The following is a 24,034-nucleotide window of genomic DNA, read 5'->3' on the forward strand; positions in this document are numbered from 1 at the left end:
GCGGGCAAACAAGAGAGGAACGAACATGCGCATGCCAAGACTGACTGCCCTGCTGACGGCGACCGCCGTCATCACCTCCGCGCTCACGCTGGCCGCCAGTGCCGCCGAAGTGCATGTGCTCAACTGGAAGGGCTACGGCGCCGACGAGCCGTGGGCGATCGAAGCCTTCGAAAAGGCGACCGGCAACAAGGTCGTCAACGACTTCTTCAATTCCGAACAGGAAATGCTGACCAAGATCCGCACCAATCCGGGCCTCTATGACGTGGTCATGATCAACGCCGCCTTCAACGATCAGGCAATGGCGGAAAAGCTGATCCAGCCGATCGATACCTCCAAGCTGCCGAACTATGCCGACATCAGCAAGGACAAGGCGCAATCGCCGATGCTCGACCATGACGGCAAGGTCTATGGCGTGCCGTGGGTGTGGGGCCTGACGGCGCTGGCCATCAACGAAAAGTCCTTCGACAAGCCGCCGACCTCGATCGCCGAAATGTGGGACCCAGCGCATAAGGGCCGGGTCGTCATTCGCGACGACGCTGTCGAAGCGGTGCAGTTCGGCGCCATCGCCACCGGCCAGAATATCAACGACATCAAGGATATGGAAGCGGTCAAGGCGAAGCTTACCTCGCTGATGCCGCAGATCAAGACGTTCTGGAGTTCGGAGAACGACTGGAACCAGATGGTCGCCTCCAACCAGATCGACATCGGCACCTATTGGAGCGGCTCGGCCGATCGCGCCAAGACCCACTTCAAGCTGCCGGTCTCGCTGGTCGTTCCGCAGGAAGGCGCCGTCGCCTGGCTCGACGCGTTCTCGATCCCGGTGGGCTCGAAGAATGTCGAAGGTGCGCAGGCCTTCATCAACTGGATGATCGATCCGAAATTCTATGTCGAATGGGTCACCAAGGTCGGCGCTCCGGTGTCGGCCAACACCAAGGCGGTGGAAGCGCTGCCTGAAGACTCCTTCAACCGCAAGGTGATGGGCGATCCCGAGGTGGCCAAGCGCATCCAGTTCCAGGCGCCGATCACCGACGCGCAGCGCGAGGCCTATCTGGCGCTGTGGCAGCAGCTCAAAGTCGACGTGAAGTAACGCTCACGTCCGGACCAGCCGGCGGTTGGCGCCGGCTGGCCCTTCAATCCTGGGGAGGAGGGTATCATGGCAGTACAGGGTGCGGTCGCGTCGCGCAGCGGGCTGAGATCGGCCCTGCCGCTGCTGGCGCCGGCCTATCTCTGGCTGATGGTGGCGATCTTCCTGCCGCTCTCGGCCATGGTATTCTTCTCCTTCATGACCGACCTGCCGCTGTCGGGAAAGCCGTGGGCGTTCACCCTTGGCAATTACGCCGCCTTCTTCTCGCAGAGCCTGTACCTGACGCTGCTGCTGGCTTCGCTTCGGCTCGGCCTTGAGGTGACGCTCTGGTGCGTCGTCATCGGCTATCCCGCGGCCTATGTGCTGGCCAAGGTGCTGAAGGGGCGCAGCCGCGAGGCGATCTTCCTGCTGGTCATCTTGCCATTCTGGTCGAACGGGCTGGTGCGCATCTTCTCCTGGGCGATGGTGCTGCGCGAGGGCGGCATCCTCGACACGGCACTCAACGCCGTGCTGCCGTTCAAGATCAACATCGATCTGATGTATTCCTACCCCGCAGTCATCATCGGCCTGGTGCACTCCTACGTGCCCTATATGGTGCTGACCTGTTACCTCACTTTGCAGGCCATCGATGACTCGCTGATCGAGGCCGGACGTTCGCTCGGCGCCTCGCGGCTGCAGGTGCTGAAGCGGGTGATCATCCCGCTGTCGATGCCCGGCCTGGTGGCAGGTGCGGCACTGATCTTCGTGCCGGTCGTCGGCTCGTTCATGGAGCCGCGCATTCTCGGCGGCCGCACCGGCACGTTCTACGGCACGGTGATCGAGGACCAGTTCGTCGCCGTCTTCAACTGGCCGCTGGGGGCGGCGCTTTCCTTCATCCTGCTGGCGGTGGTGCTGGTGATCCTGGCGGTTGCCTCGCCGGTGCTGCGGAGGGCTGCTTGATGATGACGACCCGCATCCTCGAAGGACTAGGCCGCTTCTACATCGGACTGCTGCTCGTCTTCCTCTATCTGCCGATCATCATTATGGCGCTGATGTCATTCAACGTCTCGCCCTTCTACCAATTGCCGTTCGAATGGACGACGGAATGGTATGCCTCGCTCTGGCAGAACGACCAGCTCATCGCCGCGACCTGGAACAGCCTCGAGATCGCGGTCATCACCACGCTCATCTCAGTGGTGCTTGGCTCGGCCGCTTCGCTAGCGCTGTTCCGCTATGATTTCCGCGGCAAGAAAGTGCTGCAGGCGCTGCTGTTTCCGCCAATCGCCATTCCGTGGCTGATCACCGGCACGGCGATGCTGATCTTCTTCTTCGGCGTCGGCATTGGCCGCGGCCTGTTCGCCATCCTGCTCGGCCATGTGGCGCTGGCGCTGCCCTATGTCATCGTCGTCGTCTCGGCCCGGCTGCAGACTTTTGCACCGGAGCTGGAAGAGGCGGCGCGCTCGCTCGGCGCCAACCAGTGGCAAGTGACGAGGCGTGTGACGCTGCCGTGGATCATGCCCGGCGTCATTGCCGGCGGCTTGTTCGCATTTGCCGTGTCGTTCGACCAGTTCGTCGTCTCCTACTTCCTGGCGACGCCGGGGCAGACGACGCTGCCGGTGGAAATCTACGCCGCGATCCGCAAGGGGTTCACGCCCGAGATCAACGCGGTCTCGACCATCATCATCGTCGTGTCGATGGCGCTGATGCTGCTCACGGCGCGCTTCTTCAAATTCGGCGGAGAGAAATAATGGCCGGCGTGCAGGTATCGAACGTCTCCCGCAGTTTTGGCGCGCACAAGGCGCTGGACCACGTCTCCATCGATTTCGCCGATGGCGGTTTCTATGGGCTGCTTGGCCCCTCGGGCAGCGGCAAGACCACGCTGCTCAGGCAAATCGCCGGTTTCGATTTTCCGGATAGCGGGCGCATTTCCATCGGCGGCGAGAGTGTGGAACGCGTCCCGGTCGAGAAGCGGCGCATCGGCATGGTGTTCCAGAACTATGCGCTGTTTCCCAATATGAGCGTTGCCGACAATGTCGCCTTCGGCCTGTCGGTGCGCGGCGAAACGAAAGCGACGATCGCCACCGAAGTGCAGCGCGCGCTCGATCTCGTCCAACTCGGCAAGCTCGGCGAGCGCCGGCCGCACCAGCTCTCCGGTGGCCAACGCCAGCGTGTGGCGCTGGCGCGCGCCATCGTCACCAAGCCGCGCGTGCTGTTGCTCGACGAGCCGCTCGGCGCGCTCGACAAGGCGCTGCGCGTCGACATGCAGATCGAGCTGAAGCGCATCCAGCGCGAGATCGGCATCACCACCATCTTCGTCACCCACGACCAGGAAGAGGCGCTGACGATGAGCGACCGCATCGGCATATTGCGGGACGGCAGGCTCGTGCAGGAAGGGCCGCCGGAGGAAATCTACGACCGGCCGAAGAGCGAATTCGCCGCCACCTTCCTTGGCGACGCAAACATTTTTCGCGGCGATGCGACCGGCAACGGCATCCGGCTGCCTGACGGCACGGCGATCGCCGCCGGGGTGGGTGATCGGCTTGCCGCCGGTACGAAGGCCAGCTGCGCCGTGCGTCCCGAACGCATTCGCATCGCGACCGATGCCGGGGTTGCGGATGCGGCCAATGCCAACGCTCTGAAGGGCCAGATCTCCAAGCGCATTTTCGCCGGCAACAACAGCACCTATTTCGTCGAGCGCGCCGGCCAGACGTTAAAAGTCATCGTCCAAAATACCGGCAGTGACCGGCTGGCCGAGGGCCAGGATGTGGTGCTCAGCTGGTCGCCGGAAAGCACCGTGCTGATTGCCGCAAACTAGTTCGCACCGTCACCCCGGCATGGTTCTGATGGGAATTGATGGAGCGGACCTTGGCTGATGGGCCGGCCATGGCGTTATATCCTGTCGTCCAAGGGAGGAATGGATGGCAGGCCAGGGTTTCGAGCCGGATGTGAGGGTTCGCACCAGCGAATATCGGATCGGTTGCATCGGCGCCGGCATGATCATGGCCGAGTGCCATCTGGCAGCCTATCGCGAAGCGGGGTTCAACGTGATGGCGATCGCCTCGCGGACCCGTTCCAATGCGCAGAAGGTCGCCACGCGTTGGGACATCCCGACCGTGCACGACACGCCGGAACAGCTGATCGAGAATCCCGAGATCGAGATCGTCGACCTTGCCTTTCCGCCCGACCAGCAGCCGGCGCTGATCCGCCATGCGCTGAAGCAGCCTCACATCAAGGCGATCCTGGCGCAGAAGCCACTGGCGCTGTCGGTCGATGAAGCCGTGAAGCTGCGCGACGAAGCATCAAAGTCCGGCAAGATCCTCTCGGTCAACCAGAACATGCGCTACGACCAGTCGATGCGCGTTCTGAAGCAGATCATCGACAGCGGCGCACTGGGCGACATCGTCTTTGCGCAGATCGACATGCATGCGATCCCGCACTGGCAGACTTTCCTTCAGGACTACGACCGGCTGACGCTCGCCAATATGAGCGTGCATCATCTCGACGTGCTGCGCTTCCTGTTCGGCGATCCCTCGGAAATCACCACGCTGACACGCAAGGACCCGCGCACGACATTCGAGCATAGCGACGGCATCACCGTCTCGACGCTGCGCTTTCCCTCCGGCGTGCTCGCCGTGTCGTTGGAGGATGTCTGGTCCGGACCGCGCCAGGAGGGCTATCTGGACGACCAGCACATCAACTGGCGCGTCGACGGCACCAAGGGTGTCGCGAAGGGCACCATCGGCTGGCCGAAAGGCGCTGCCTCGACGCTGACCTATGCGTCGACCGAGACGACGGATGGCAAGTGGGTCAGCCCGATCTGGGACACGATGTGGTTCCCGCATGCCTTCATCGGCGTGATGGAGCAATTGCAGCATGCGGTAAAGACAGGCGCGCCGCCGGCATTATCGGTTGCCGACAACGTCAAGACGATGGCGCTGGTCGAGGCCGGCTACCGCTCGATGGCGCAAGGCCGCACCGTCAAGCTGTCCGAGATATCGATCGACTGAACATGCCGCCGAATAGCGTGGCGGCTGAATCGCTCACAGGGAGGAGTTCACATCATGATGCAGGCAGGTATATTCACCGGCTATTTCCCCTATGAGCTCGCCGAGGCCGCCCGCCGCATCCGTGCACTCGGCTTCAACACGGTGCAGCTCGACATGCATTTCAGGGATGTCGATCTCACGGCCGGGCAGATCACCGGGGACAAGGCGAGGACAGTGCGCGACACGTTTCGCGACCACAATCTGCCGGTCTGCTGCATCTCGGGCTACACCAACATCATCCATCCCGACAAATCCGAGCGCGAGAAGCGCGTCGGCTATCTCAAGGAAATCATCCGCAATGCGCGCGACTTCGGCTCGCCCTACGTGATCTCGGAGACCGGCACCTACAACACCGAATCCGACTGGGTGCATCATCCCAAAAACAAGACCGAGGAAGGCTTCGAGGAATGCCGCAAGGTGATCTCGGATCTTGCCCAGACGGCTTACGACCATGGCGCGGTGTTCCTGCTCGAAACTTATGTCAACAATGTCGTCGGTTCGGTCGAGGAGACGGTCAAAATGTTCGCGCAGGTCGACCATCCGGGCCTCGGCCTGCTGATGGATCCGACCAATTATTTCGAGGCGCACAATATCGACCGCATGGACCAGGTGCTAAACCAGGTGTTCGACACGCTGGCCGACAAGATCCGGATCGCGCATGCCAAGGATGTGAAACGCTCCGGCAGCGACAAGACGGAAAAGCATGCCGATATCGGCGATGCGGATGCGCATGAGGGGCTGACCTTCCGCGGCGTCGGCGAGATCGAATTGCCGGCGCCCGGTCTCGGCTCGCTCAACTACGACCTCTATCTGAAGCGGCTCAGCGAAAAGCACCCGAACATCCCGGTCATCATCGAGCATCTGACCGAGGACGACGTGCCGCGCGCAAAGACATTCCTCGACGGGAAATTCCGCGCCAACGGTCTCTAAGGGCAGGGCGAGACGGTGATGCCGACGGCCAAGACAAAGCGCGATTACGGCCTGGTCGGCGAAAGCACCCGCCGGGCGATCGAGACCGGGCTGGCCTCGGCCGAGTGGTATCACACCGACGTGCCGCGCAAGGCAATGAAGGAACTGATGCAGCGCTCCGACGGGCCGGCGATCCGCGATACCATCATCTGGATCGCAGCCATCCTGGGCTCGGCCGCCGGCATCATCTGGTTCTGGGGCACGTGGTGGGTGGTGCCGTTCCTGCTCGTCTATGGCGTGCTGTATGGATCGTCGAGCGACTCGCGCTGGCATGAATGCGGCCATGGCACCGCTTTCCGCACACGCTGGATGAACGATGCGATCTACGAAATCGCCAGCTTCATGGTAGTGCGCAATCCGGTGCAATGGCGCTGGAGCCATGTGCGGCATCACACCGACACGATCATCGTCGGCCGTGACGCCGAGATCGCGGTAATGCGGCCGCCAAATCTGGTCAAGGCGGCGCTTGCCTTAACCGGCATTCTCGATTTCCGTTATTCGCTGCCGATCCTGGCGCGCCAGGCGTTGGGCAAGCTGTCGGACGACGAAAAGAGCTACATTCCTGAGACCGAACAGGGCAAGGCCATCACGGCGGCGCGCTGGCATGTCGCCGTGTACGTTGCGACGATCGCCCTCGCGATCGCGCTGGGTTCATGGCTGCCGCTGGTGCTGATCGGCCTGCCGCGTCTTTATGGCAGCTGGCACATGGTTCTGACCGGCCTGCTCCAGCATATCGGGTTGGCCGACAATGTCGTCGACCACCGGCTGAACACCCGCACCGTCTACATGAACCCGGTCAGCCGCTTCATCTACTGGAACATGAATTACCACGTCGAGCATCACATGTTTCCGATGGTGCCCTACCATGCGCTGCCGAGGCTGCACGAGCTGATCAAGCACGACCTGCCGGCGGCGAACCCGTCCATGTGGCATGCCTATCGCGAGGTCTGGCCGGTGCTGCTGAAGCAGCTGCGGTACGAGGATTATTTCCTCAAGCGCGAATTGCCGCCGACGGCGCGGCCCTATCGCGGTGAATTTCACGAGCTCGATATGTCGGCGGCGGCCGAGTAGCGAATAAACCAGCCCGCCTTCTATCCGGCCTGTTACGGGGCCGGTAAGGTGACCGGGAAAAGCAACCAGCCAACAGGGACATCCCGATGAGCCGAAAGAGACCGACCGTCGCCGATCTGCGCGCCATGAAGGGCAAGCGCCAGCTGACCATGCTGCGCGTCCTGACCATGGACGAGGCCGAGGCTGCCGAGCGGGCAGGGGTCGATATCGTCTCGGTGCCGCCCGAGCTGGTGCTCAACCCTGAGTATCGCGATGCGGCGCCCAGCCTGTTCACCATGCCGGGCGAGAATTTTTATGAGATCGGAACGGCAGACGATTTCCTGCGCTGGGCGTTCCGGCTCTACAAGGCCGGCGCCGATGCGGTCTATTGCAGCGCCGGCTTTGCCACCGTGAAGCGGCTTACCGACGATGCCATTCCGGTGATCGGCCATGTCGGCCTCATTCCGTCCCGCGCCACCTGGACCGGCGGCTTCAAGGCCGTCGGCAAGACCGCCGACACCGCCATGCAGATTTTTGAGGCGGTCAAGCAGTATGAGGCCGTTGGAGCGCTTGGCGCCGAGATCGAAGTGGTGCCGGTCGAGGTGGCGAAGGCGATCTCAGAACGGACCTCGCTGATCATGCTGTCGATGGGTGCCGGCACCGGCTGCGACGCGCAGTATCTGTTCGCCGACGATATTCTTGGCCAGAACCGGGGCCACATGCCGCGCCATTCCAAGGTATACCGCAACTTCGCCGCCGAGTACGATCGCCTGCAGGCCGAACGCGTCGCGGCGTTTTCCGAGTACGTTGCCGACGTCGATAGCGGCGCCTATCCGGAAGACAGGCATGTCGTGCGCATGGATCCGGCCGAGCTCAGCCTGTTCATGAAACGGGTGGACGCAAAGGGCTGACTACTCGGCCTCCTTGCCGATCATCGCTGCACCTTGCCATGTTCCGTCGGCGAGCATGGCATGGAGTACCTCGGCATCCGTTCCCAGCGGCCGGTCCTCCCTCAGCATCGCCACATGCGCGCGCACCGCAGCATGGATCGCTGCGGTGCCGGGCGCCAGCTTGAGGCTATCGCGCAGATCGACGGCTTGCGCGGCGGCCATCAGTTCGAAGGCGATCAGCCGGCGCCATAGCGCGATCATTTCGGCGCATTTCGACACTGCCAGAGGGGTCTGCGTCGCATGGTCCTCGACGCCTTCGGACACGGGAAGGAAATCCAGCATCACCGGATTGGCCTTGTGGCGGATGCCGGCCAGGATTGCCGTTGCCGTCTTTTGCAGCGGCACGAAACCGGCCGAGGCGCCGCCGACCGGCGACAAATATTTCGGCAGGCCGTTGCGGCCGGAGCCGGCGAGCTGGATCAAGCGGGCAACGCTTGCCGCGGCACATTGCGCGATCCCCAGGCCGAGCGTCTCGAAGGCAAGTGCCAGCGATGCGGTGTGGAAATTGCCGGTCGACAGAACCAGCCCGTCATCGCCCAGCACCAGCGGATTGTCGGCGGCGGCATTGAGTTCGATCTCCAGCGCCAGCCGCGCCTGGTCGATCCCCTGGATCAGCGCGCCATGGATCGACGGCATGCAGCGGATCGACAACGGGTCCTGCAAGGTGGTCGGCGCCGGCTCTTCGTCGCGGGCAAGCAGGTCGCGCAGGCCCCTGGCCGCCAGCTGCTGGCAGGCTGCCGGCCGCGCCAGATGCAGGCGCGGATCGAGGATGGTGCGGTTGGCGCCAAACCCTTCCATGGTCAGCGCTCCCGCCTGCTGCTGTTGCACAAAGGCAGCCAGCGCGTCGGCCAGCGCCAGCGCACCGCTGCCGGTTGAAACCGCCGAGGCGTTGATCAGCGACAGGCCGTCTTTCGGCGCCAGGCTGATCGGAGCCAACCGCGCCATCATCAACGCCTTGGCCGCCGGCATGCGCCGACCCTGATAGTCAGCTTCGCCGTCGCCGGTCAGCAGACGGGCGAGCGCCGTCATCAGCACGAGATCGCCGGCGCCGATCGAGCCCAGCTGCGGCATTACCGGATGCACGCCGGCATTGAGCGCATCGACAAGGGCGGTGAAAGCCGCCGGCGAAATGCCGGAACCGCCAACAGAGAACATCGCGGCACGGGCAAACATGGTCGCCCGCACCGCTTCTTGCGGCAGCGGCTCGCCGACAGCGCCGCTTCGCCCTTCCAGCAACTGGCGCTGGAAGGCGCTGGCATCGCCCTCGACCGACGTGCCGAGATTGGCGCCCAGCCCGGTGTTGAGGCCGTAAATCTGCTGGCCGGACGCGGCGACCTGGTCGAGCACTTTTCGCGCTTTGTCGAGCCTCTCGATGACAGCAGGCTCAACCTCCACCTTGCGGCCGGCGCGGGCGACCGCCGCGACATCCTCGACGCTGACGCCGGCGCCGGTGAGGACGAGCGCGCTCATGCGAAGCGCAGCCTCTGGCCGATGCCTTTATCAGCAGCCTTGGCCAGCATCGCCTTGCCCAGCGCAATGTCGGACAGCGACAGGCCGCGATGCCAGAACAGGATCGTCTCGTCGTCGCTCTGGCGTCCCGGCTTGAGACCGGCAGCGATCTGGCCGAGCTCGGCGTGCAGCGTCGCTTCGCTCAGCCGCCCGGTCTCGACATGGGCGCGCAGCGAGCCGAACTTGCCGCCTTTGCACTGGCCCCAGTCGTCGACGACCATTTTCTGCATGATGTCGGTCAATGACAGCTCCACCGCGCTCATCGTACCATAGGGCACGACCAGCGCACCGGGCTTGATCCATTCGGTCTTGAGCAGCGGCTGCGGCTCCGGCAGCCGCGAGGCCTCGACGACGATGTCGGCGCCCTTGACGCAGCTCTCCCAGTCGGCGACCGCCGTGACGGTCTTGCCGAGATCGGCGGAGAGTTTGGCGGCGAAGCCGTCGCGGCTTTTCGGGCGGCGCGAATGAACGTGGATCTCGTCGAAGTCGAAGAGATGGTCGAGCAGGCGCACATTCCAGTAGGCGGTGCCGCGCGCGCCGATATGGGCCAGCACCTTGGAGTTCTTGCGCGCCAGATGTTTGGCGCCGATAGCGGTGACGGCGCCGGTGCGCATATCGGTGATGACGGTGGCGTCGAGAATGGCGCGCGGCGTGCCGGTGCGCGGATCGAACAGGTTTAGAATGCCAAATTCTGAAGGGAGCCCGTGCAGATAATTGTCGACATAGTCGCCGACGATTTTCACGCCCGCCGTATCGAGCGGCGCAACGTAGCCGCGCAGAACGTTGAAATGGCCATGGAAGGAAGGGTCGGGTTCAAGATGGACGCGCGGCTGGATCACCGTCTGGCCATTGCCTTGCGCGATAAGCCCGGCTTCGACAGCGGCAATGATTTCGCCGTCGGTCATCTCCAGGGCTTCGATATCGAGGCCATTGAGGTAGTCGATATAGATAGGCTTCATGCAATCTCCTTGGCCGCCCGCCCATCCATAACAGGCTGCGAGCCGACACGGAAGTTTGTTGGATAAGCTCTGGACGGGGCCAGCCATATGCTGTTCAACGCGGTTCGCCATGACTGCCGTTCCCGACACCGAGGCCTCCGCCGCAACCGCCAGCAATGCGCGGCGCGTGGCGCTGATCGTCGCCATCGCGTTTTTCATGCAGCTGCTGGATTCGACGATCATCTCGACCTCGCTGCCGCAGATGGGACAATCCTTCGGCGTGCCGGCGGTGGCGATGAGCATCGGCATCACCGCCTATATGCTGACCATGGCAGTGTTCGTGCCGCTGTCGGGCTGGCTTGCCGACCGCTTCGGCGCGCGCAACATCTTCCTGCTGGCGATCGTACTGTTCACGCTGGCCTCGCTGGCCTGCGGCTTCTCGCAAAATCTGACCCAGTTTGTCGCCGCCCGTGTCGTGCAAGGCCTTGGCAGCGCGCTGATGACGCCGGTCGGGCGAATTCTGGTGCTGCGCAATGCGTCGAAATCGGAGCTGCTCAACGCCACGGCGCTGATCACCTGGCCGGCGTTGTTTGCGCCCGTGGTCGGGCCGGTGCTTGGCGGCTTCATCACAACCTATCTCTCCTGGCACTGGAATTTCTTCATCAACATCCCGCTTGGGCTGGTCGGGCTGGCGCTGGTCGCGCGCTTCATTCCGGGCGACCGCGCGGCCGATCCCAAGCCGCTGGATTGGCCGGGTTTTTCCTCACGTCGCTGGGGCTCGCGCTGCTGCTCTACGGCCTTGAGCGCATCGCACATCCGGAAGACGGCGCTTTGCCCGCCGTGCTGCTGATTGCCGCCGGTATCGTCATCGGCTGGCTGGCGGTGCGGCATCTCCGGCGCGCGCCGCATCCGCTGCTCGATCTCAGCGCGTTCAGGGTGCAGACCTTCGCCATCTCGACGCTTGCCGCCGGCACCATTTTTCGCGTGGCGATCAACGCCACGCCGTTCCTTTTGCCGCTGCTGTTTCAGGTCGGCTTTGGCCTTTCGCCGGTCGATGCCGGCTTGATGATCCTGGCCTATTTCCTCGGCAATCTCGGCATGAAGACGGTGACGACGCCGACGCTGCGGCGCTTTGGTTTTCGCACGGTCATGGTCGTCAACGGCCTGATCGCCTCGGCCTCGATCATGGCCTGCGCGGCGATCTCGCCCGAAACGCCGCAGGCGCTGGTAGTGATGCTGATGCTGATCGCCGGCCTGACGCGCTCGATGCAGTTCACGGCGCTGAATACTCTGGCCTTCGCCGACATCGATGCCGCGCAGCGCAGCTCGGCGGCGACTTTGTCGTCCATGCTGCAGCAGATATCGATGCTGTTCGGCGTGGCGGTGGCGGCTGCCATTCTCAACCTGTCGCAGATCGTCAGGGACCGGCCGGCGCTCGACCTCGTCGATTTTCGCATCGCCTTCCTAATCATCGGCGCCATCGGGCTGGTGGCGGCGTTGCGGTTCCTCGTGCTGCCGCCCGGTGCAGGCGCCGAAGTTTCAGGCCACACGTCCAGGACCTGAATTCGCGATTTTCGCCGCTCAGGCGGCAATTAATTCCGCCTTGTGCTTTCGCCTCAGAACGGCACCTTCGCGCATACGCGCAATGGCGCAACCAAATGCCAAAAGCGCAGCCTTTTCGTAGCATTGCGCCAGTTCTAGCAATCGGTGCGTCCACTGGAAGATTATCACTGCCAACGGGTGTTCCGAGCGCGGATTCATTTGACGAAGCGGCGCCGAGCCGATTAGCTTTCTTCGGAAGGGGTGGCAGAGCTGCCATCGGGGCGAATGCAGACATGAACACGATTGGCTGGCCAAATGTCAGGAGCCTGAATCAGGAAGGCATTGTCTTTGCCATCGCCGTGGTGCTGTTCGTCGCCGCTGCCATTGGGCTGCCTGGTTTCATCGCTGCCAACAATCTCGTTGCCATCGTCCGCTCGGTGTCGGTGCTAGGCATTTTGGCGCTCGGCATGGCGGTCGTCATAATCGGCAGGGGCATCGACCTGTCGGCGGTGGCGATCATGGCGATGTCGGTCGCCTGGTATCTGCAATTGCTCAACGCCGGAACGCCTGATGGGCTCGCCTTCGCCTATGTGCTGGCAGGCGTGCTCGCCATCGGCCTGCTCAACGGTTTTCTCGTCGCCTATGCCGACGTGCCGGCGATCTTCGTGACGCTGGCGACCGGCTCCTTCGTCTTCGGCTATGTCCGCTCGCAACTGATCACACAGGATGCGGTGCCGGTGCCTCAGGGCCATTGGGTGGAGTTGCTCGGCGGCCTGCGTTTCCTCGACATTCCGATCGAAGTGTTCGTCTTCGCCGGGCTCGCCTTCCTGTTCTTCCTGTTCCTGCGCTACACCAAATGGGGCCGCTACATCTATTTCGCCGGCGACAATCCGGTCGCCGCGCGCAACATCGGCATTCCGGTGCGGCCAATGCTGGTGCTGCGTTATGTGGTTTCGGCCTTCGTCGCGCTGATCGCCGGCCTGCTGACGGCGTCGAGCCTGCACTCGATCAACACCCGCGTCGTCAACTCGACGCTGCTCTATGACATCGTGCTGGTGGCGGTGATCGGCGGCATCGGCCTTTCCGGCGGGCGGGGCGGGGTGCGCAATGTGCTGGTGGGCGCTGCACTTATCGGCATCCTGTCGAACGCGATGACCATCATCGACATTCCGCTGCTCTATCAAAACCTGATCAAGGCGGCGATCCTGCTCGGAGCCATCATCGTCGACGGCATCATCAATCCGCGTGACGAACAGACCGCGCAGCAGGGCGACATCTAAGGGGTACCCGACCGGGTCATGCCGACCGGCCGGCAATAAGTGAAAAACAGAGGATGTGACATGAAACTGATCAGAACACTGATGGCCGCCGCCACGGCGCTGGCCGCTACCGCCTTCGTCGCGCCGACCTTCGCCGCCGACGATCCGGGCCCGGCCGCATACGCGCAGGCGCTCAAGGGCAAGCGCGTCATGCTGGTGCCGCTGGCGATGGGCTTCGACCTTGCGCAGGGCTGGTCGCACTATCTGAAGACGGAAGTCGAGGCCTGGGGCGGCACCTTCGAAACACGCGATCCGAACTGGGTCGTCGATGCCGGTGCACAGGCGATCACCGACGCGATCTCGTCCGACACAAGGCCGGACGTGTTGATCATCCATGCGCCGGACCTCAACTCCTATTCCAAGCTGATGAAGAAGGCGCAGGCCGCCGGCACCTACGTCATACTGGTCGACAATCCCGCCAACTTCCCGGCCGACGCCTTTGTGGGCAGTGACTGGGACCGGCTCGGCCAACTCGAGGCCGAAGCGGCGATCAAGGGCTGCGGCGAGAATTCGTCGAAGAAGATCGGCCTTGTGCAGGGTGATCAGGCCAACTCGTCCAGTCTCTACCAGTATGCCGGCATCATGAAGGTGCTGGAGAAGCACCCCGACTTCAAAGTCGTGGCCAAGCCCGACTCCAACTGGGATCCGACGACGTCGCGCAACGTGACGACGACAATGCTGCAGCAGAACCCGGACATCTGCTCTATCATCGACTTCTGGGATGGCGACGCCACCGGCGCATCCGCCGCCATCCGCGACGCCAAGCTCGACGGCAAGGTGTTTTTGGTCACCACCGGCGGCGGCGAAAAGGCGGCCGATTGCGACAAGCTGCAGGACGGCACCTATGGCGCCGTTGTCATGACAGACCTTGCCCGCCAGTCCGGCGACATGAACGCTATCATCAAGTTCCTGCTGCAGAGCGGCCAGCCGGCCGGCACGTCGCACACCTACATCTACACACTGGAGAAGGCTACGACCAAAGCCGACCTCAAGCCCGACAGCTGCTGGGACCTGAAGGCGCTGCAGGCCGAAGCGGCGGCGAAGTAAGCCGCGCTTTTCGACTGAAATAAACGAGGTGACTGGACAATCCGGTCACCTCGTTCCCTCATGGAATAGCAGCCGCCGATGTCCTTTCGCGAACGCCTCCAGTCCTGGCGCTACAATCTCGTGCCCGACCATCTGGTCGGCGAAATCCTGACAAAACGCTGGACCGACAACGCCATTCCGTTCCTGGCGCTGGTGGCGACGCTCAGCGTGTTCGGCTCGATCATTCCCGGCTTCTTCAAGCTGACCTCGCTACAGGAATCGACCCGCCAGCTCGGCGAGTTCTCGATGGTGGTCACCGGCATGACGGTGGTGATGCTGGGCGGCGGCATCGATCTGTCCGTCGGTTCGATCTTCGCGCTGTCCTGCTTCTCCGCCGTCTATGTCTTCTTCATTCTCGAACAGTCTATCTGGCTGGCGCTGGCGGCATCGCTCGCCACCGGCCTGATCTTCGGCGCCGTCAACGGCTACCTCGTCGGCTACCTCAGGCTGCGCGCCTTCCTCACCACCCTGGTGACGTTCATCTTCGGCCGGGCGCTGTTCGATATTCTCGTCACCACCTATGCCGCCGACGTGCAGCTTTCCCAGGCGACATCGGATGTGCTCGACTTCATCGGCGACAGCACCTTCTGGGGGCTTTCGGTCTCGGTGTGGCTGGCGATCATTCTTGCCATCGTCACCCATATCGCGCTGACGCGCTCACGGCCGGGCTGGCATGTGCTGGCGGTCGGCGGCTCCAGGCGCTCGGCGCATAATGCCGGCATTCGCGTGCGCCGCACCGTGTTCATGACCTATGTCTTTTCCGGCTTCTGCGCCTCGATCGGCGGCTTCCTGATCGCTTGCCGCCTGAGTGGGGCAGGGCCGGGCACCGGCCTCAACCTGGAGATCATGGCGCTGACGGCGGCGGTGGTCGGCGGCGTCAGCCTGGGTGGTGGCCGCGGCTCGGTCATCAAGGGGCTGATGGGCGCCATCATCGTCTTGACCATGACCAACGGGCTGATCCGGCTGGGCTATGGCACCGGCACCAACCAGATGGTGCTGGGCATCATGCTGGCGGTGGCGGTGACGATCGACATCCGCTGGCTGAAGAACCGCCATAAGGTGCTGAACGAGATCTATGTCGCGCCGGTCTATCTCAAGATGGGCGAGACACAGTCTGCGGTGCCGGGCTCAGGCACGCCCTACGCGCTCGACAACCGGCTGTCGGCGGCCGACCATATCGGGCTCGGCGAGTTGGAAGGGCCGGAAGACGTCATCCTCGACCGCGACGATCATCTCTATTGCGGCACGCGCCATGGCGAGATCGTCCGCTTCTTCGCGCCGGACTATGTGAAATCGGAGGTGTTTGCCCACATCGGCGGCTTTCCGCTGGGCCTGGCCTTCGACAAATCGGGCAATCTGATCAGCTGCGTCGGCGCCATGGGGCTCTATTCCGTCTCGCCGGATCGGGAAGTGAAGCGCCTGTCGGCCGAGACGTCGCGCTCCTGGACCTCGATCGTCGACGATGCGCGGCTGCGCGACCCCAATGATTGCGACATCGCGCCGGACGGGCGCATCTATTTCACTGACTCCACCAAGCGCTATGACGCCCACGATTGGGCACTGGACTCGATCGAGAACCGCGCCACCGGCCGGCTGCTGGTCTATGACCCGAAGGACGGTTCGACGAAGACACTGCTCGACGGCTACCGCTACACCAACGGTGTGTGCATGGCGCATGACGGCAAGTCGCTGTTCTTCGCTGAGAGCTGGGCCTGCCGCGTGCATCGCTACTGGCTGGAAGGGCCGAAGGCGGGCGCCGCCGAATGCGTCATCCGCGACATGCCGGGCTATCCCGACAACGTCAACCGCGCCTCCGACGGCAATTACTGGATGGCATGGCTCGGCATGCGCACGCCGAGCTTCGACCTGTCGCTGCGCCATCCTGATATGCGCAAGCGCATGACGCGCCGGCTGCCGCAGGACGAGTGGCTGTTCCCCAACATCAACACCGGCGGCGTGGTGAAATTCAACGACAAGGGCGGCATTATCGAGGCGATGGGCGACCTCACCGGCGGCGCGCATCCGATGGTCACCTCGATGCGCGAGCACAAGGGTTTCCTGTTCGTCGGCGGCATCCTTAACAACCGCATCGGCCGCTACAAGATTGCGGGCGCCGACCCGAACTGGACCAGTTCCGCTTCTTATTGGGGAGCGAAGCCATGATCCTCGATCCTGTGCTCGACCTGTTTCGTGGCAAGGCGGTGACCATCCCACCGCTCGACGGCGCCTTCCGGCCCAACACGCGGCTCGATGATGCGCCGGTTTTTGCCGGGCTGATCGAGCCCGACAATCTGCTGGTTGCCGATGGCCGGCTGCTCGCTTCCAGCGGCAACGCCATCTATTCGCTTGCCGCAGGAGTGGAGCCGAAGGTTGTCGAGACCTTTCCTTCCCACATCACTGCGCTGGCTCTATCACTGTCGGGAGAACTGACGGTCGGACTTGAGAGCGGCAAGCTGCTGGTTGCCGGCAAGGAGGTTTCGCTGCCGGCCGGCGTCAGCTGCATCACCGCGCTTGCCTATGCAGACGACGGCACGTTGTGGCTGGCCAATGGCTCGGCTGAGCACACGCCGTCGCAATGGGCCGCCGACCTGATGAAGAAGGGCGCGTCCGGTTCGCTTTGGAGGCGGGACGCGGCCGCCGCCGAGTTCCGCAAAGTGGCCGGCGATATCGCCTTTCCCTATGGGCTGCATCCCATTGGGCGGGATGTGCTGGTCAGCGAAAGCTGGCGCCATCAGCTCGTTCGCTTCGATGGTGCGACCGGTAGCCGCTCGACCATGCTGACGCATCTGCCCGGCTATCCCGCGCGCCTCGCGCCGGCCGGCGATGGCGGCGCGTGGCTGGCTCTGTTCGCGCCACGCAACCGGCTGATCGAATTCGTTCTCCAGGAAACCCACTATCGGCGCGACATGCTAGACCAGGTGGCGCCGGCCTACTGGATTGCGCCGGCTTTGGCCTCCAATCGCAGCTTCCTCGAACCGCTGCAATGCGGCGGCATCCGCACCATGGGCATCCACAAGCCCTGGTCGCCGAGCCGCTCCTATGGGCTGGTGGTGAAGCTCGACCGGACCATGCAGCCGCAATTCAGCCTGCACAGCCGCGCCGACGGCACGCGCCACGGCATCTGCAGCGTGGCGGAGAAGGACGGCCGCCTGTTCATCGCCTCCAGGGGCGGCGATTGCGTGCTGGCCATCGACGCAGGAGGTCTCTGATGGAACCGATCGTGCGCCTGGAAAACGTCACCAAAAACTATCGCGGCGTGCCCGCGGTCAGACAAGTCAGCTTCGAACTGCGCAAGGGCGAAATCCACGCGCTGCTCGGCGAGAATGGCGCCGGAAAATCGACACTGACCAAGATCATTGCCGGCGTCGTCGACGCCACTTCCGGCAAGATGTTCCACAAAGGCCGCGAGATCGCCTACGCCTCGCCGCATGCGGCGCTCGAGGCCGGCATCGCCATGGTGTTCCAGGAGACCAGCCTGGTGCCGTCGATGACAGTGGCGCAAAACCTCTATCTCGGCACCGAAAAGTTTCTCAACCGGCTGCGCGGCACCTACATTTCGGCGCAACAGTTTTTGCAATCGCTGAACTTTCCGGTCGACCCGAACGCCATGGTGGCGACGCTGGGCGCGGCCAAGCGTCAGATGGTCGAAATCGCGCGCGCCGTTCACCACAATGCCGAGATCATCATCTTCGACGAGCCGACGGCGACGCTGACGCCGGAGGAGAAGCGGCACTTTTTCGCGCTGATCCGGCGGCTGAAGGCGAACGGCGTCTCGATCGTCTTCATCAGCCATGCATTGGAAGAGGCGCTGATGATCGCCGACCGCATCACAATCCTGCGCGATGGCGAACTGGTGATCACCGACGACAATTCGGCCTTCGACCGCGATAAGATCGTCGCCGCCATGGTCGGGCGTACGCTGTCGGGACAGATCTATCGCCAGCGCGACGAGGCCAGGCTGCGCAAGGCGGGCAAGAAGGTGCTGTCGGTGCAGGACATTTCGATGAGCAATGTCGTGCGCAACACCTCCTTCTCGATCTTCGAGGGACAGATCACCGGCGTGTTCGGGCTGATCGGCTCCGGCCGTACCGAGACCTTCAAGATCGTCTCCGGCATCTACAAGCGCGATTTTTTGCGCGGTGGCGCGATTGAACTCGACGACAGGCCGGTGCGCTATATCGTGCCGAGCGAAGCGGTCGCCGACGGCATCGTCTATGTTACCGAGGACCGCAAAAGCGAGGGCATTTTCGAGACGATGGGCATTGCCGAGAATTTGTTCGGCGGGCTCCTGGCGGCGGGTCGCGAAAAGGCCTGGGTGATCAACCAGCAGGAGATGCGCACGCTTTCCGCTGAATGGACGAAGACGCTGAACATCAAGGCGATCAACGACAATGCCCGCGTGGTCGAACTTTCCGGCGGCAACCAGCAGAAGGTGGTGATCGGTAAGGGGCTGGTGCAGCAGCCGCGCATCGTCATCTTCGACGAACCGACGCGCGGCGTCGATGTCGGCGCCATCGCCGAGATCCACCAGATCATCAACCGGCTGGCCGATGAGGGGCTGGCCGTGGTGGTGATCTCGTCCTACCTGCCGGAAATCATGAACCTGTCGGATCGGATTCTGGTGTGCCGACAGGGGCGCATCGTGGAGGAGTTCTCGCCGGCGGAGGCGACGGAGGAGAAGATCATGTATGCGGCAGTGCACTAGGTTGCCGGTCGGTGTTTGACGGTGCGCATAGGTCACCAATTGGCGAAGGCCTCAGCGCCTTCGTCGTCTTCGGGTCTCCGCGACGGCGCTTCGCGCCTGCTTCGCCCGTGAATGACCAAGCTGAGATGCCTCGGCCAATCGCCATGGTTCCGCGCGTAAAACCGAATCAGAAAAGTTGGTTAGCCGTCTTTGCTCCAGACCTGATTCAACGACCTGATCCACCGATTCAACGAAAGGAAACGCCATGGCCGCCACAAAACTCCTCAGCGATGCCGAGGTCGAAAGAATCCCGGTTGCGAAGGCTGTGTTTGACGACATCCGCGCGACGCGCAAGTCGGACTTCGTCAATAATTTCTGGCGCGGGCTGGCCAACGATCCGGCCTTGCTGAAACGGACATGGGACCAGGTGAAGGTGGTGATGGCCACGGAGAGCGCGATCGACCCGCTGACCAAGGAGATGATCTACATCGCTGTATCCACCGCCAATGGCTGCTCCTACTGCGTCCACTCGCATACGGCAGCTGCCCGCGCCAAAGGCATGACCGATGCGCAGCATGGCGAGCTGGTGTCGATCATCGGGCTGGCCGGGCAGACCAACCATCTGGTGACTGCGATGCAGATTCCGGTCGATCCGCAGTTCGACTTAAAGTAGGCAGTCGCGCGCCTTGCCTCCTCCCCTTGCGGGGGAAGGGACGGCGCCCGCTCTACACCGGCCGGTACACCTTCTCCGCCGTGTTCCAGAAGATATCGGCCTCGGCAGTTGCGCCGTGCTTGCCCACCGCGGCGCGGTGCGCCTCGATCAGTTCGGCATGGGTCGTCCAGAGTTTTTCGATCGGGAAGTTGGAGCCGAACATCAGGTGGTCAGCGCCCAGAATGTCGATGGTATTGTCGACGATGTAGGCAATCAACGCCGGATCGTTGCGGTGGGCGAAGGTGCCGAGGCCCGACAGCTTGGCGTAGAAGTTCGGCGCTGTTGATAGCGTACTCAGGCCGGCTTTCCAGGCCTCGATCGTCTCAGCCTCCATGCCGGTCAGCATGCCGGCATGGGTGAGGATGAAATTGGTGTCGGGGTTCTCGCCGACCAGCGTCAGCCCGTCCTTCATCTGGGCAGGGAAAAGCTGCAGGTCGAAGGACAGGCCATAGTCTTTCAGCCGCGCCACATTGGCCCGCACCTTGGGGTCGATGACCTGATCGGCCGAGGCAGCGAAGCGGAAGGCCGGCGTCTCGTGCCAGTGCAACTGCATGCGCACGCCGCGCAACAGTTTGTATTTCATAAGTCGGTCGATCTGGTGGCGCACGTCGTCGACGGTCATGTCGGCATAGCCGACGATGGCATGCGGCCAGCCGGTCTCGTCGGCAGTCTTCTGCAGGAAGGCGACTTCTTTTTCGAAATCCTCCTTGGCCCAGTTGGTCTGGACATAGACGGCCTTTTCGACGTCGGAGTCTTTCTGGTCTTCGAGGAATTCCGTAATTGGGTAGTCGCGGCGGATGGGTTCGTAGGGGCCGAAAATGCGCGGCACCATCGGCCCGACCAGCCATGGCTGGTCCTGCTGGCGCCAGATGTGGAAATGCGCGTCGATGGCTTTCTGCATCACGATACCCTTTTCCAGATTGCCGACGCCGCCGGGGCCGGGCGGGCGAGCGACAGGATGAAATCGGTGAGACTCCCGAGCGACGAGCCGTCGATGAGATCGTCGAGATCAGGCAGGATGGCGCGGAGCGCTGCCGTGGCGGGAAGAAAACGCGGGTCGCCGGCCAGCGGTGTGGCCAGCGAGAGCCTGAAGGCGCGGGCGCTCAGCCGGCGCATTGCGGTCTCGAGATCGGCATGGTCGCCGCGCTCCAGCGCGTCCGACAGGATGATCACAGCAGCACCGCGGGCGAAAGCTGAGAAACGCGGCACCGAGAGGAAGGCGAGCAGGGTCGGTCCCATGCGCGTGCCACCGTCCCAGTCGTCGACGAGTGCCGCCGCGCGGGCGAGAGCCTGGTCGCGATCGCGGATACGCAGTGCGGACGTGATGCGGGTGAGCCGCGTGCCGAAGGTGAAGATTTCGGCACGGTCAGCAGCTTGTACGGCGGCGTGCGCCAGTTTGAGATAATCCGATGTGTGCAGCTTCATCGAGCCGGAGACGTCGATCAGGATCAGCAGCTTGCGCGGCACCGTCTGGCGGCGGCGGAGCTGCGGCTCAGGGATATCGCCATCGGCGCTGACGATTTCCCTGAGCGAGCGGCGCAGGTCGAGCTTGCCGCGCGAATGGGTGCGCACGGTGCGGAATGAGCGGCGTGCGGGGAGGGCTGAAGCGAGCTTGCGGCGGAAGGGCCCAAGGCCATCGTCGTCGCGGAGGAAGTCGCGGCTGCTGAGCTGTTCGATTGCCGACGACAGCTCGCCGCCTTTCTCCTGGCGCGTGGTCTGTTTCTCCTCCTGGCGCGTGCCGTGATCGTCCTTGATGCGGGTTTCCTCGTCTTCCTCGCCTTCGATCGAGGGTTGGCCATCGCCATGGAAGTGATTGCGAAAATGCGCCTCGAATTCGCCGCGGCGATCGGGCGGGGGGGCAAGCGTTGCGAGCGCCGCCTCGCGGATGTCGGCCATGGAGCGCGGGCCGAGCAGGGTTATGGCCTGCATGAAACTGGAGACCTGCTCGGGGGCGACGGCAAAGGCGTGGCGGCGCAGCAGCCGGGCGAAGTGGAGGAAGGGCGCGGAGGCGAGAGGAAGGGTTCCCTGACGCATCATTCCTTCGCGCCCCCCTCTGTCCTGCCGGACATCTCCCCCTCAAGGGGGGAGATTGGCGGCTTCGGCGCTTCGGTTCTTTCTGCGCCGCTGGAGATTGGCGAAAGCCAGGATGACGGCTGATCTCCCCCCTTGTGGGGGAGATGTCCGGCAGGACAGAGGGGGGCGCTGTCCCGCCAGCGTTGCAGAGTGCCCAGGTGAGGCCACCTCGCTGTGAACGAGCTGTTGACCTCACACGTCACCCCAGCGCCTCCTCGACAATCCGGCCAAGCTCCGGCGCGATCGCGGACAAATCCTCCTCGTCCTTGATCAGCACGCCGATGGCGCGGCGGAAGGCTTGCGGCCATGGGCTGCCGCCTTTCTCCAGTATGGTGGCGGCGTTGGCCCATTCGACGGCCTCGGAGATGCCGGGCGGCTTGGCCAGCGGGCGGACGCGGATCTCCTGCACGGCGGCCGCCACGGCGCGGGCGGTCGCTTCGGCGACCCCGCCGGCGCGCAGCATGATGATGGCGGCTTCTCGCTCGGCGTCGGGATAACCGATCCAGTGATAGACGCAGCGCCGACGCAGCGCCTCCGCCAGTTCGCGGGTGCGGTTCGAGGTCAGGAGGACGATCGGCTGCGCTTCGGCGCGGATCGTGCCGCGCTCGGGGATGCTGATCTGGAAATCGGAAAGGAATTCGAGAAGCAGCGCTTCGAACTCATGATCGGATCGGTCGATCTCGTCGACCAGCAGCACGCGCTGCCGGGGCGCTCGCAGCACTTGCAGAAGCGGCCGGGCGATCAGGAAACGGTCGTCGTAGATGTCGACCTCGTGCTCGCCGGCATGGCGGATGGCGAGCAGCTGGCGCTGGTAATTCCATTCGTAGAGCGCGTGCGCAGCGTCGATGCCTTCATAGCATTGCAGCCGCACCAGATCGCGGCCGAGGAGCTGTGCGACCGCCTTGGCAGCTTCGGTCTTGCCGACGCCGGGCGCGCCTTCCAGCAGCAGCGGCTTGCCGAGCCGTATCGCCAGGAAGATGGCGGTGGCCAGGCTGTCGTCGGCGAGGTAGCGCGAAGCAGCGAGATGCTGTGCCACCGCCTCCGGCGAGGTCGCGACAGTCTCGGCATTCGGCTCCTGCATGTCGTCCTCAGTTCGCCGCTTGCGCCTTCAGCGCGCGCAATATGCGCTCCGGTGTGATCGGCAGCGTGTCGATGCGCACGCCGACGGCGCCGAAGACGGCATTGGCAACCGCGGGGATCTGCGGGTTCGCGCACATTTCGCCTGGCCCTTTGGCGCCATAAGGCCCGTCGGCCGAAGGCCGCTCCAGCACGATGATCTCGGTTTGGGCGAGATCGCCCGGTCCCGGCATCAGATACTGGTTGAAGTCGGTGCCGCCATGGTCGCGGTTGGGATAATAGGGCTCGGTCGTTTCGTATAGCGCATGGCTGATGCCCATCCAGGAACCGCCGACCAGTTGCTGCTCGACCATTTTCGGGTTCAGCGCGCGGCCGATCTCGAAGACGTTCTTGACGGTCAGCACCGTAACCTCGCCCGTCTCGTCATCGACCTCGACCTCGGCCACCGTGCAGGCATGGGCGTAGCAGGTCGACGGCTTCATCGCGCCGGTCTCTTTCTCCGGATAGGAGCGCGGGATCAGGAACATGCCGCGCCCGGATATCGAGCGCCCGCGCTTGAAATGCGCCGACAAGGCGACATCGAAGATCGAGATCGACTTTTGCGGCGCGCCCTTGACCAGAATATTGCCCTGGCCGTCAGTTTCAAGGTCGGAAGCGTTGACCTCCAGCTCTTCCGCCGCCACTTCCAGCATCACCTGGCGCGCTTCCTTGGCCGCCTGGATGACGGCGTTGCCGGCGCGGTGGGTGCCGCGCGAGGCGAAGGTGCCCATGCAGTGCGGACCGGTGTCGGTGTCGGCGGTGTCGATGGTAACCCGGTCCGTCGGCACGCCGATGGTCTCGGCGCAGATCTGCGCCATGATCTGCTTCAAGCCCTGACCGAGATCGACGCTGGAAAGCGTCACCATGAAATTGCCGGTCGGCGTCGAATGCACCAGCGCCTGCGTCGGGTCGCCGCCAAGGTTCATGCCCGTCGGATAGTTGATCGCGGCGACGCCGCGTCCGCGCCTTAGCGCCAT

At 63.6% G+C, this 24,034-nt stretch carries 20 protein-coding genes and 1 pseudogene; 15 read left to right on the top strand and 6 right to left on the bottom strand.

Translation table 11 applies throughout. From position 1 onward, the window contains the following. The first annotated feature begins 25 nt into the window (after window positions 1–25). The 8 genes from NKI61_RS09005 to NKI61_RS09040 all read left to right on the top strand — a co-directional run bounded on the left by NKI61_RS09005 (window position 26) and on the right by NKI61_RS09040 (window position 8,039). On the top strand, window positions 26–1,087 hold the full coding sequence (locus NKI61_RS09005; protein WP_352797077.1) for an ABC transporter substrate-binding protein: 1,062 nt from the start codon (window positions 26–28) through the stop codon (window positions 1,085–1,087). A gap of 66 nt (window positions 1,088–1,153) precedes the next feature. Continuing rightward, window positions 1,154–2,023 carry an ABC transporter permease gene (locus NKI61_RS09010; RefSeq protein ID WP_352839212.1) on the top strand — a complete coding sequence of 290 codons (870 nt, stop codon included), beginning with the start codon at window positions 1,154–1,156 and terminating at the stop codon, window positions 2,021–2,023. Then, complete coding sequence (locus NKI61_RS09015; protein ID WP_352839213.1) at window positions 2,023–2,811, top strand: ABC transporter permease; 789 nt, start codon at window positions 2,023–2,025, stop codon at window positions 2,809–2,811. The genes NKI61_RS09010 and NKI61_RS09015 overlap by 1 nt, the downstream gene beginning before the upstream one ends. Next, the gene (locus NKI61_RS09020; protein WP_352839214.1) at window positions 2,811–3,878 is read left to right on the top strand and encodes an ABC transporter ATP-binding protein; all 1,068 of its coding nucleotides are present in this window, start codon (window positions 2,811–2,813) and stop codon (window positions 3,876–3,878) included. The genes NKI61_RS09015 and NKI61_RS09020 overlap by 1 nt, the downstream gene beginning before the upstream one ends. A gap of 103 nt (window positions 3,879–3,981) precedes the next feature. Further along, window positions 3,982–5,070, top strand: coding sequence for a Gfo/Idh/MocA family protein (locus NKI61_RS09025; protein WP_352839215.1), 1,089 nt, complete (start codon window positions 3,982–3,984; stop codon window positions 5,068–5,070). 54 nt (window positions 5,071–5,124) lie between these two features. Continuing rightward, window positions 5,125–6,039 carry a sugar phosphate isomerase/epimerase family protein gene (locus NKI61_RS09030; protein WP_023668170.1) on the top strand — a complete coding sequence of 305 codons (915 nt, stop codon included), beginning with the start codon at window positions 5,125–5,127 and terminating at the stop codon, window positions 6,037–6,039. A gap of 18 nt (window positions 6,040–6,057) precedes the next feature. Then, entirely contained in the window at window positions 6,058–7,149 is a 1,092-nt protein-coding gene (locus tag NKI61_RS09035; RefSeq protein WP_352839216.1) for a fatty acid desaturase family protein, read from the top strand. An 86-nt stretch (window positions 7,150–7,235) separates the two neighbouring features. Beyond that, window positions 7,236–8,039 carry a 3-methyl-2-oxobutanoate hydroxymethyltransferase gene (locus NKI61_RS09040; RefSeq protein ID WP_352839217.1) on the top strand — a complete coding sequence of 268 codons (804 nt, stop codon included), beginning with the start codon at window positions 7,236–7,238 and terminating at the stop codon, window positions 8,037–8,039. Here NKI61_RS09040 and NKI61_RS09045 read toward each other — a convergent pair whose 3' ends face one another. Together NKI61_RS09045 and NKI61_RS09050 are read right to left on the bottom strand one after the other, a co-directional pair. Continuing rightward, the gene (locus tag NKI61_RS09045; RefSeq protein ID WP_352839218.1) at window positions 8,040–9,548 is read right to left on the bottom strand and encodes an HAL/PAL/TAL family ammonia-lyase; all 1,509 of its coding nucleotides are present in this window, start codon (window positions 9,546–9,548) and stop codon (window positions 8,040–8,042) included. It abuts the gene before it with no gap. Continuing rightward, window positions 9,545–10,546, bottom strand: a complete 1,002-nt coding sequence (locus NKI61_RS09050; protein WP_352839219.1) for an ornithine cyclodeaminase family protein — start codon at window positions 10,544–10,546, stop codon at window positions 9,545–9,547. Before NKI61_RS09050 ends, NKI61_RS09045 begins: the two co-directional genes overlap by 4 nt. Before the next feature lie 109 nt (window positions 10,547–10,655). Between NKI61_RS09050 and NKI61_RS09055 the strand changes: the two are divergent. The 7 genes and pseudogenes from NKI61_RS09055 to NKI61_RS09085 all read left to right on the top strand — a co-directional run bounded on the left by NKI61_RS09055 (window position 10,656) and on the right by NKI61_RS09085 (window position 19,829). After that, window positions 10,656–12,088: pseudogene (locus tag NKI61_RS09055) on the top strand (DHA2 family efflux MFS transporter permease subunit). A gap of 272 nt (window positions 12,089–12,360) precedes the next feature. Further along, complete coding sequence (locus NKI61_RS09060) at window positions 12,361–13,347, top strand: ABC transporter permease (RefSeq protein ID WP_023668176.1); 987 nt, start codon at window positions 12,361–12,363, stop codon at window positions 13,345–13,347. A 60-nt stretch (window positions 13,348–13,407) separates the two neighbouring features. After that, window positions 13,408–14,433, top strand: coding sequence for a sugar ABC transporter substrate-binding protein (locus NKI61_RS09065; protein ID WP_023668177.1), 1,026 nt, complete (start codon window positions 13,408–13,410; stop codon window positions 14,431–14,433). A 78-nt stretch (window positions 14,434–14,511) separates the two neighbouring features. Next, window positions 14,512–16,635, top strand: a complete 2,124-nt coding sequence (locus tag NKI61_RS09070; RefSeq protein WP_352839220.1) for an ABC transporter permease — start codon at window positions 14,512–14,514, stop codon at window positions 16,633–16,635. After that, a complete protein-coding gene (locus NKI61_RS09075) occupies window positions 16,632–17,681 on the top strand; it encodes an SMP-30/gluconolactonase/LRE family protein (RefSeq protein WP_352710906.1) in 1,050 nt (349 codons plus the stop codon). The genes NKI61_RS09070 and NKI61_RS09075 overlap by 4 nt, the downstream gene beginning before the upstream one ends. Then, window positions 17,681–19,177 (top strand): sugar ABC transporter ATP-binding protein, encoded by a 1,497-nt coding sequence (locus NKI61_RS09080; RefSeq protein WP_352597133.1) that lies wholly within the window; start codon window positions 17,681–17,683, stop codon window positions 19,175–19,177. The genes NKI61_RS09075 and NKI61_RS09080 overlap by 1 nt, the downstream gene beginning before the upstream one ends. A 244-nt stretch (window positions 19,178–19,421) precedes the next feature. Further along, complete coding sequence (locus NKI61_RS09085; protein ID WP_352534406.1) at window positions 19,422–19,829, top strand: carboxymuconolactone decarboxylase family protein; 408 nt, start codon at window positions 19,422–19,424, stop codon at window positions 19,827–19,829. 52 nt (window positions 19,830–19,881) lie between these two features. Here the strand turns inward: NKI61_RS09085 and NKI61_RS09090 are convergent, their stop codons facing one another. The 4 genes from NKI61_RS09090 to NKI61_RS09105 form a co-directional block, all read right to left on the bottom strand. Beyond that, entirely contained in the window at window positions 19,882–20,769 is an 888-nt protein-coding gene (locus NKI61_RS09090; protein ID WP_352839237.1) for an amidohydrolase family protein, read from the bottom strand. Continuing rightward, window positions 20,769–21,905 (bottom strand): vWA domain-containing protein, encoded by a 1,137-nt coding sequence (locus tag NKI61_RS09095; RefSeq protein ID WP_352839221.1) that lies wholly within the window; start codon window positions 21,903–21,905, stop codon window positions 20,769–20,771. The genes NKI61_RS09090 and NKI61_RS09095 overlap by 1 nt, the downstream gene beginning before the upstream one ends. Window positions 21,906–22,140: 235 nt before the next feature. Continuing rightward, window positions 22,141–23,022 carry an AAA family ATPase gene (locus NKI61_RS09100; RefSeq protein WP_023739929.1) on the bottom strand — a complete coding sequence of 294 codons (882 nt, stop codon included), beginning with the start codon at window positions 23,020–23,022 and terminating at the stop codon, window positions 22,141–22,143. Between the two features lie 7 nt (window positions 23,023–23,029). After that, a complete protein-coding gene (locus NKI61_RS09105) occupies window positions 23,030–24,034 on the bottom strand; it encodes a xanthine dehydrogenase family protein molybdopterin-binding subunit (protein ID WP_352839222.1) in 1,005 nt (334 codons plus the stop codon).

This window comes from Mesorhizobium sp. M0514, from assembly GCF_040321145.1.
GTDB lineage: Bacteria > Pseudomonadota > Alphaproteobacteria > Rhizobiales > Rhizobiaceae > Mesorhizobium.

Excerpts from the sequence above, each read along its gene's own strand:
- NKI61_RS09005 (WP_352797077.1), top strand. The coding sequence starts at position 26 with ATGCGCATGCCAAGACTGACTGCCCTGCTGACGGCGACCGCCGTCATC.
- NKI61_RS09010 (WP_352839212.1), top strand. The coding sequence starts at position 1,154 with ATGGCAGTACAGGGTGCGGTCGCGTCGCGCAGCGGGCTGAGATCGGCC.
- NKI61_RS09015 (WP_352839213.1), top strand. The coding sequence starts at position 2,023 with ATGATGACGACCCGCATCCTCGAAGGACTAGGCCGCTTCTACATCGGA.
- NKI61_RS09020 (WP_352839214.1), top strand. The coding sequence starts at position 2,811 with ATGGCCGGCGTGCAGGTATCGAACGTCTCCCGCAGTTTTGGCGCGCAC.
- NKI61_RS09025 (WP_352839215.1), top strand. The coding sequence starts at position 3,982 with ATGGCAGGCCAGGGTTTCGAGCCGGATGTGAGGGTTCGCACCAGCGAA.
- NKI61_RS09030 (WP_023668170.1), top strand. The coding sequence starts at position 5,125 with ATGATGCAGGCAGGTATATTCACCGGCTATTTCCCCTATGAGCTCGCC.
- NKI61_RS09035 (WP_352839216.1), top strand. The coding sequence starts at position 6,058 with ATGCCGACGGCCAAGACAAAGCGCGATTACGGCCTGGTCGGCGAAAGC.
- NKI61_RS09040 (WP_352839217.1), top strand. The coding sequence starts at position 7,236 with ATGAGCCGAAAGAGACCGACCGTCGCCGATCTGCGCGCCATGAAGGGC.
- NKI61_RS09045 (WP_352839218.1), bottom strand. The coding sequence starts at position 9,548 with ATGAGCGCGCTCGTCCTCACCGGCGCCGGCGTCAGCGTCGAGGATGTC.
- NKI61_RS09050 (WP_352839219.1), bottom strand. The coding sequence starts at position 10,546 with ATGAAGCCTATCTATATCGACTACCTCAATGGCCTCGATATCGAAGCC.
- NKI61_RS09060 (WP_023668176.1), top strand. The coding sequence starts at position 12,361 with ATGAACACGATTGGCTGGCCAAATGTCAGGAGCCTGAATCAGGAAGGC.
- NKI61_RS09065 (WP_023668177.1), top strand. The coding sequence starts at position 13,408 with ATGAAACTGATCAGAACACTGATGGCCGCCGCCACGGCGCTGGCCGCT.
- NKI61_RS09070 (WP_352839220.1), top strand. The coding sequence starts at position 14,512 with ATGTCCTTTCGCGAACGCCTCCAGTCCTGGCGCTACAATCTCGTGCCC.
- NKI61_RS09075 (WP_352710906.1), top strand. The coding sequence starts at position 16,632 with ATGATCCTCGATCCTGTGCTCGACCTGTTTCGTGGCAAGGCGGTGACC.
- NKI61_RS09080 (WP_352597133.1), top strand. The coding sequence starts at position 17,681 with ATGGAACCGATCGTGCGCCTGGAAAACGTCACCAAAAACTATCGCGGC.
- NKI61_RS09085 (WP_352534406.1), top strand. The coding sequence starts at position 19,422 with ATGGCCGCCACAAAACTCCTCAGCGATGCCGAGGTCGAAAGAATCCCG.
- NKI61_RS09090 (WP_352839237.1), bottom strand. The coding sequence starts at position 20,769 with ATGCAGAAAGCCATCGACGCGCATTTCCACATCTGGCGCCAGCAGGAC.
- NKI61_RS09095 (WP_352839221.1), bottom strand. The coding sequence starts at position 21,905 with ATGATGCGTCAGGGAACCCTTCCTCTCGCCTCCGCGCCCTTCCTCCAC.
- NKI61_RS09100 (WP_023739929.1), bottom strand. The coding sequence starts at position 23,022 with ATGCAGGAGCCGAATGCCGAGACTGTCGCGACCTCGCCGGAGGCGGTG.
- NKI61_RS09105 (WP_352839222.1), bottom strand. The coding sequence starts at position 24,034 with ATGGCGCTAAGGCGCGGACGCGGCGTCGCCGCGATCAACTATCCGACG.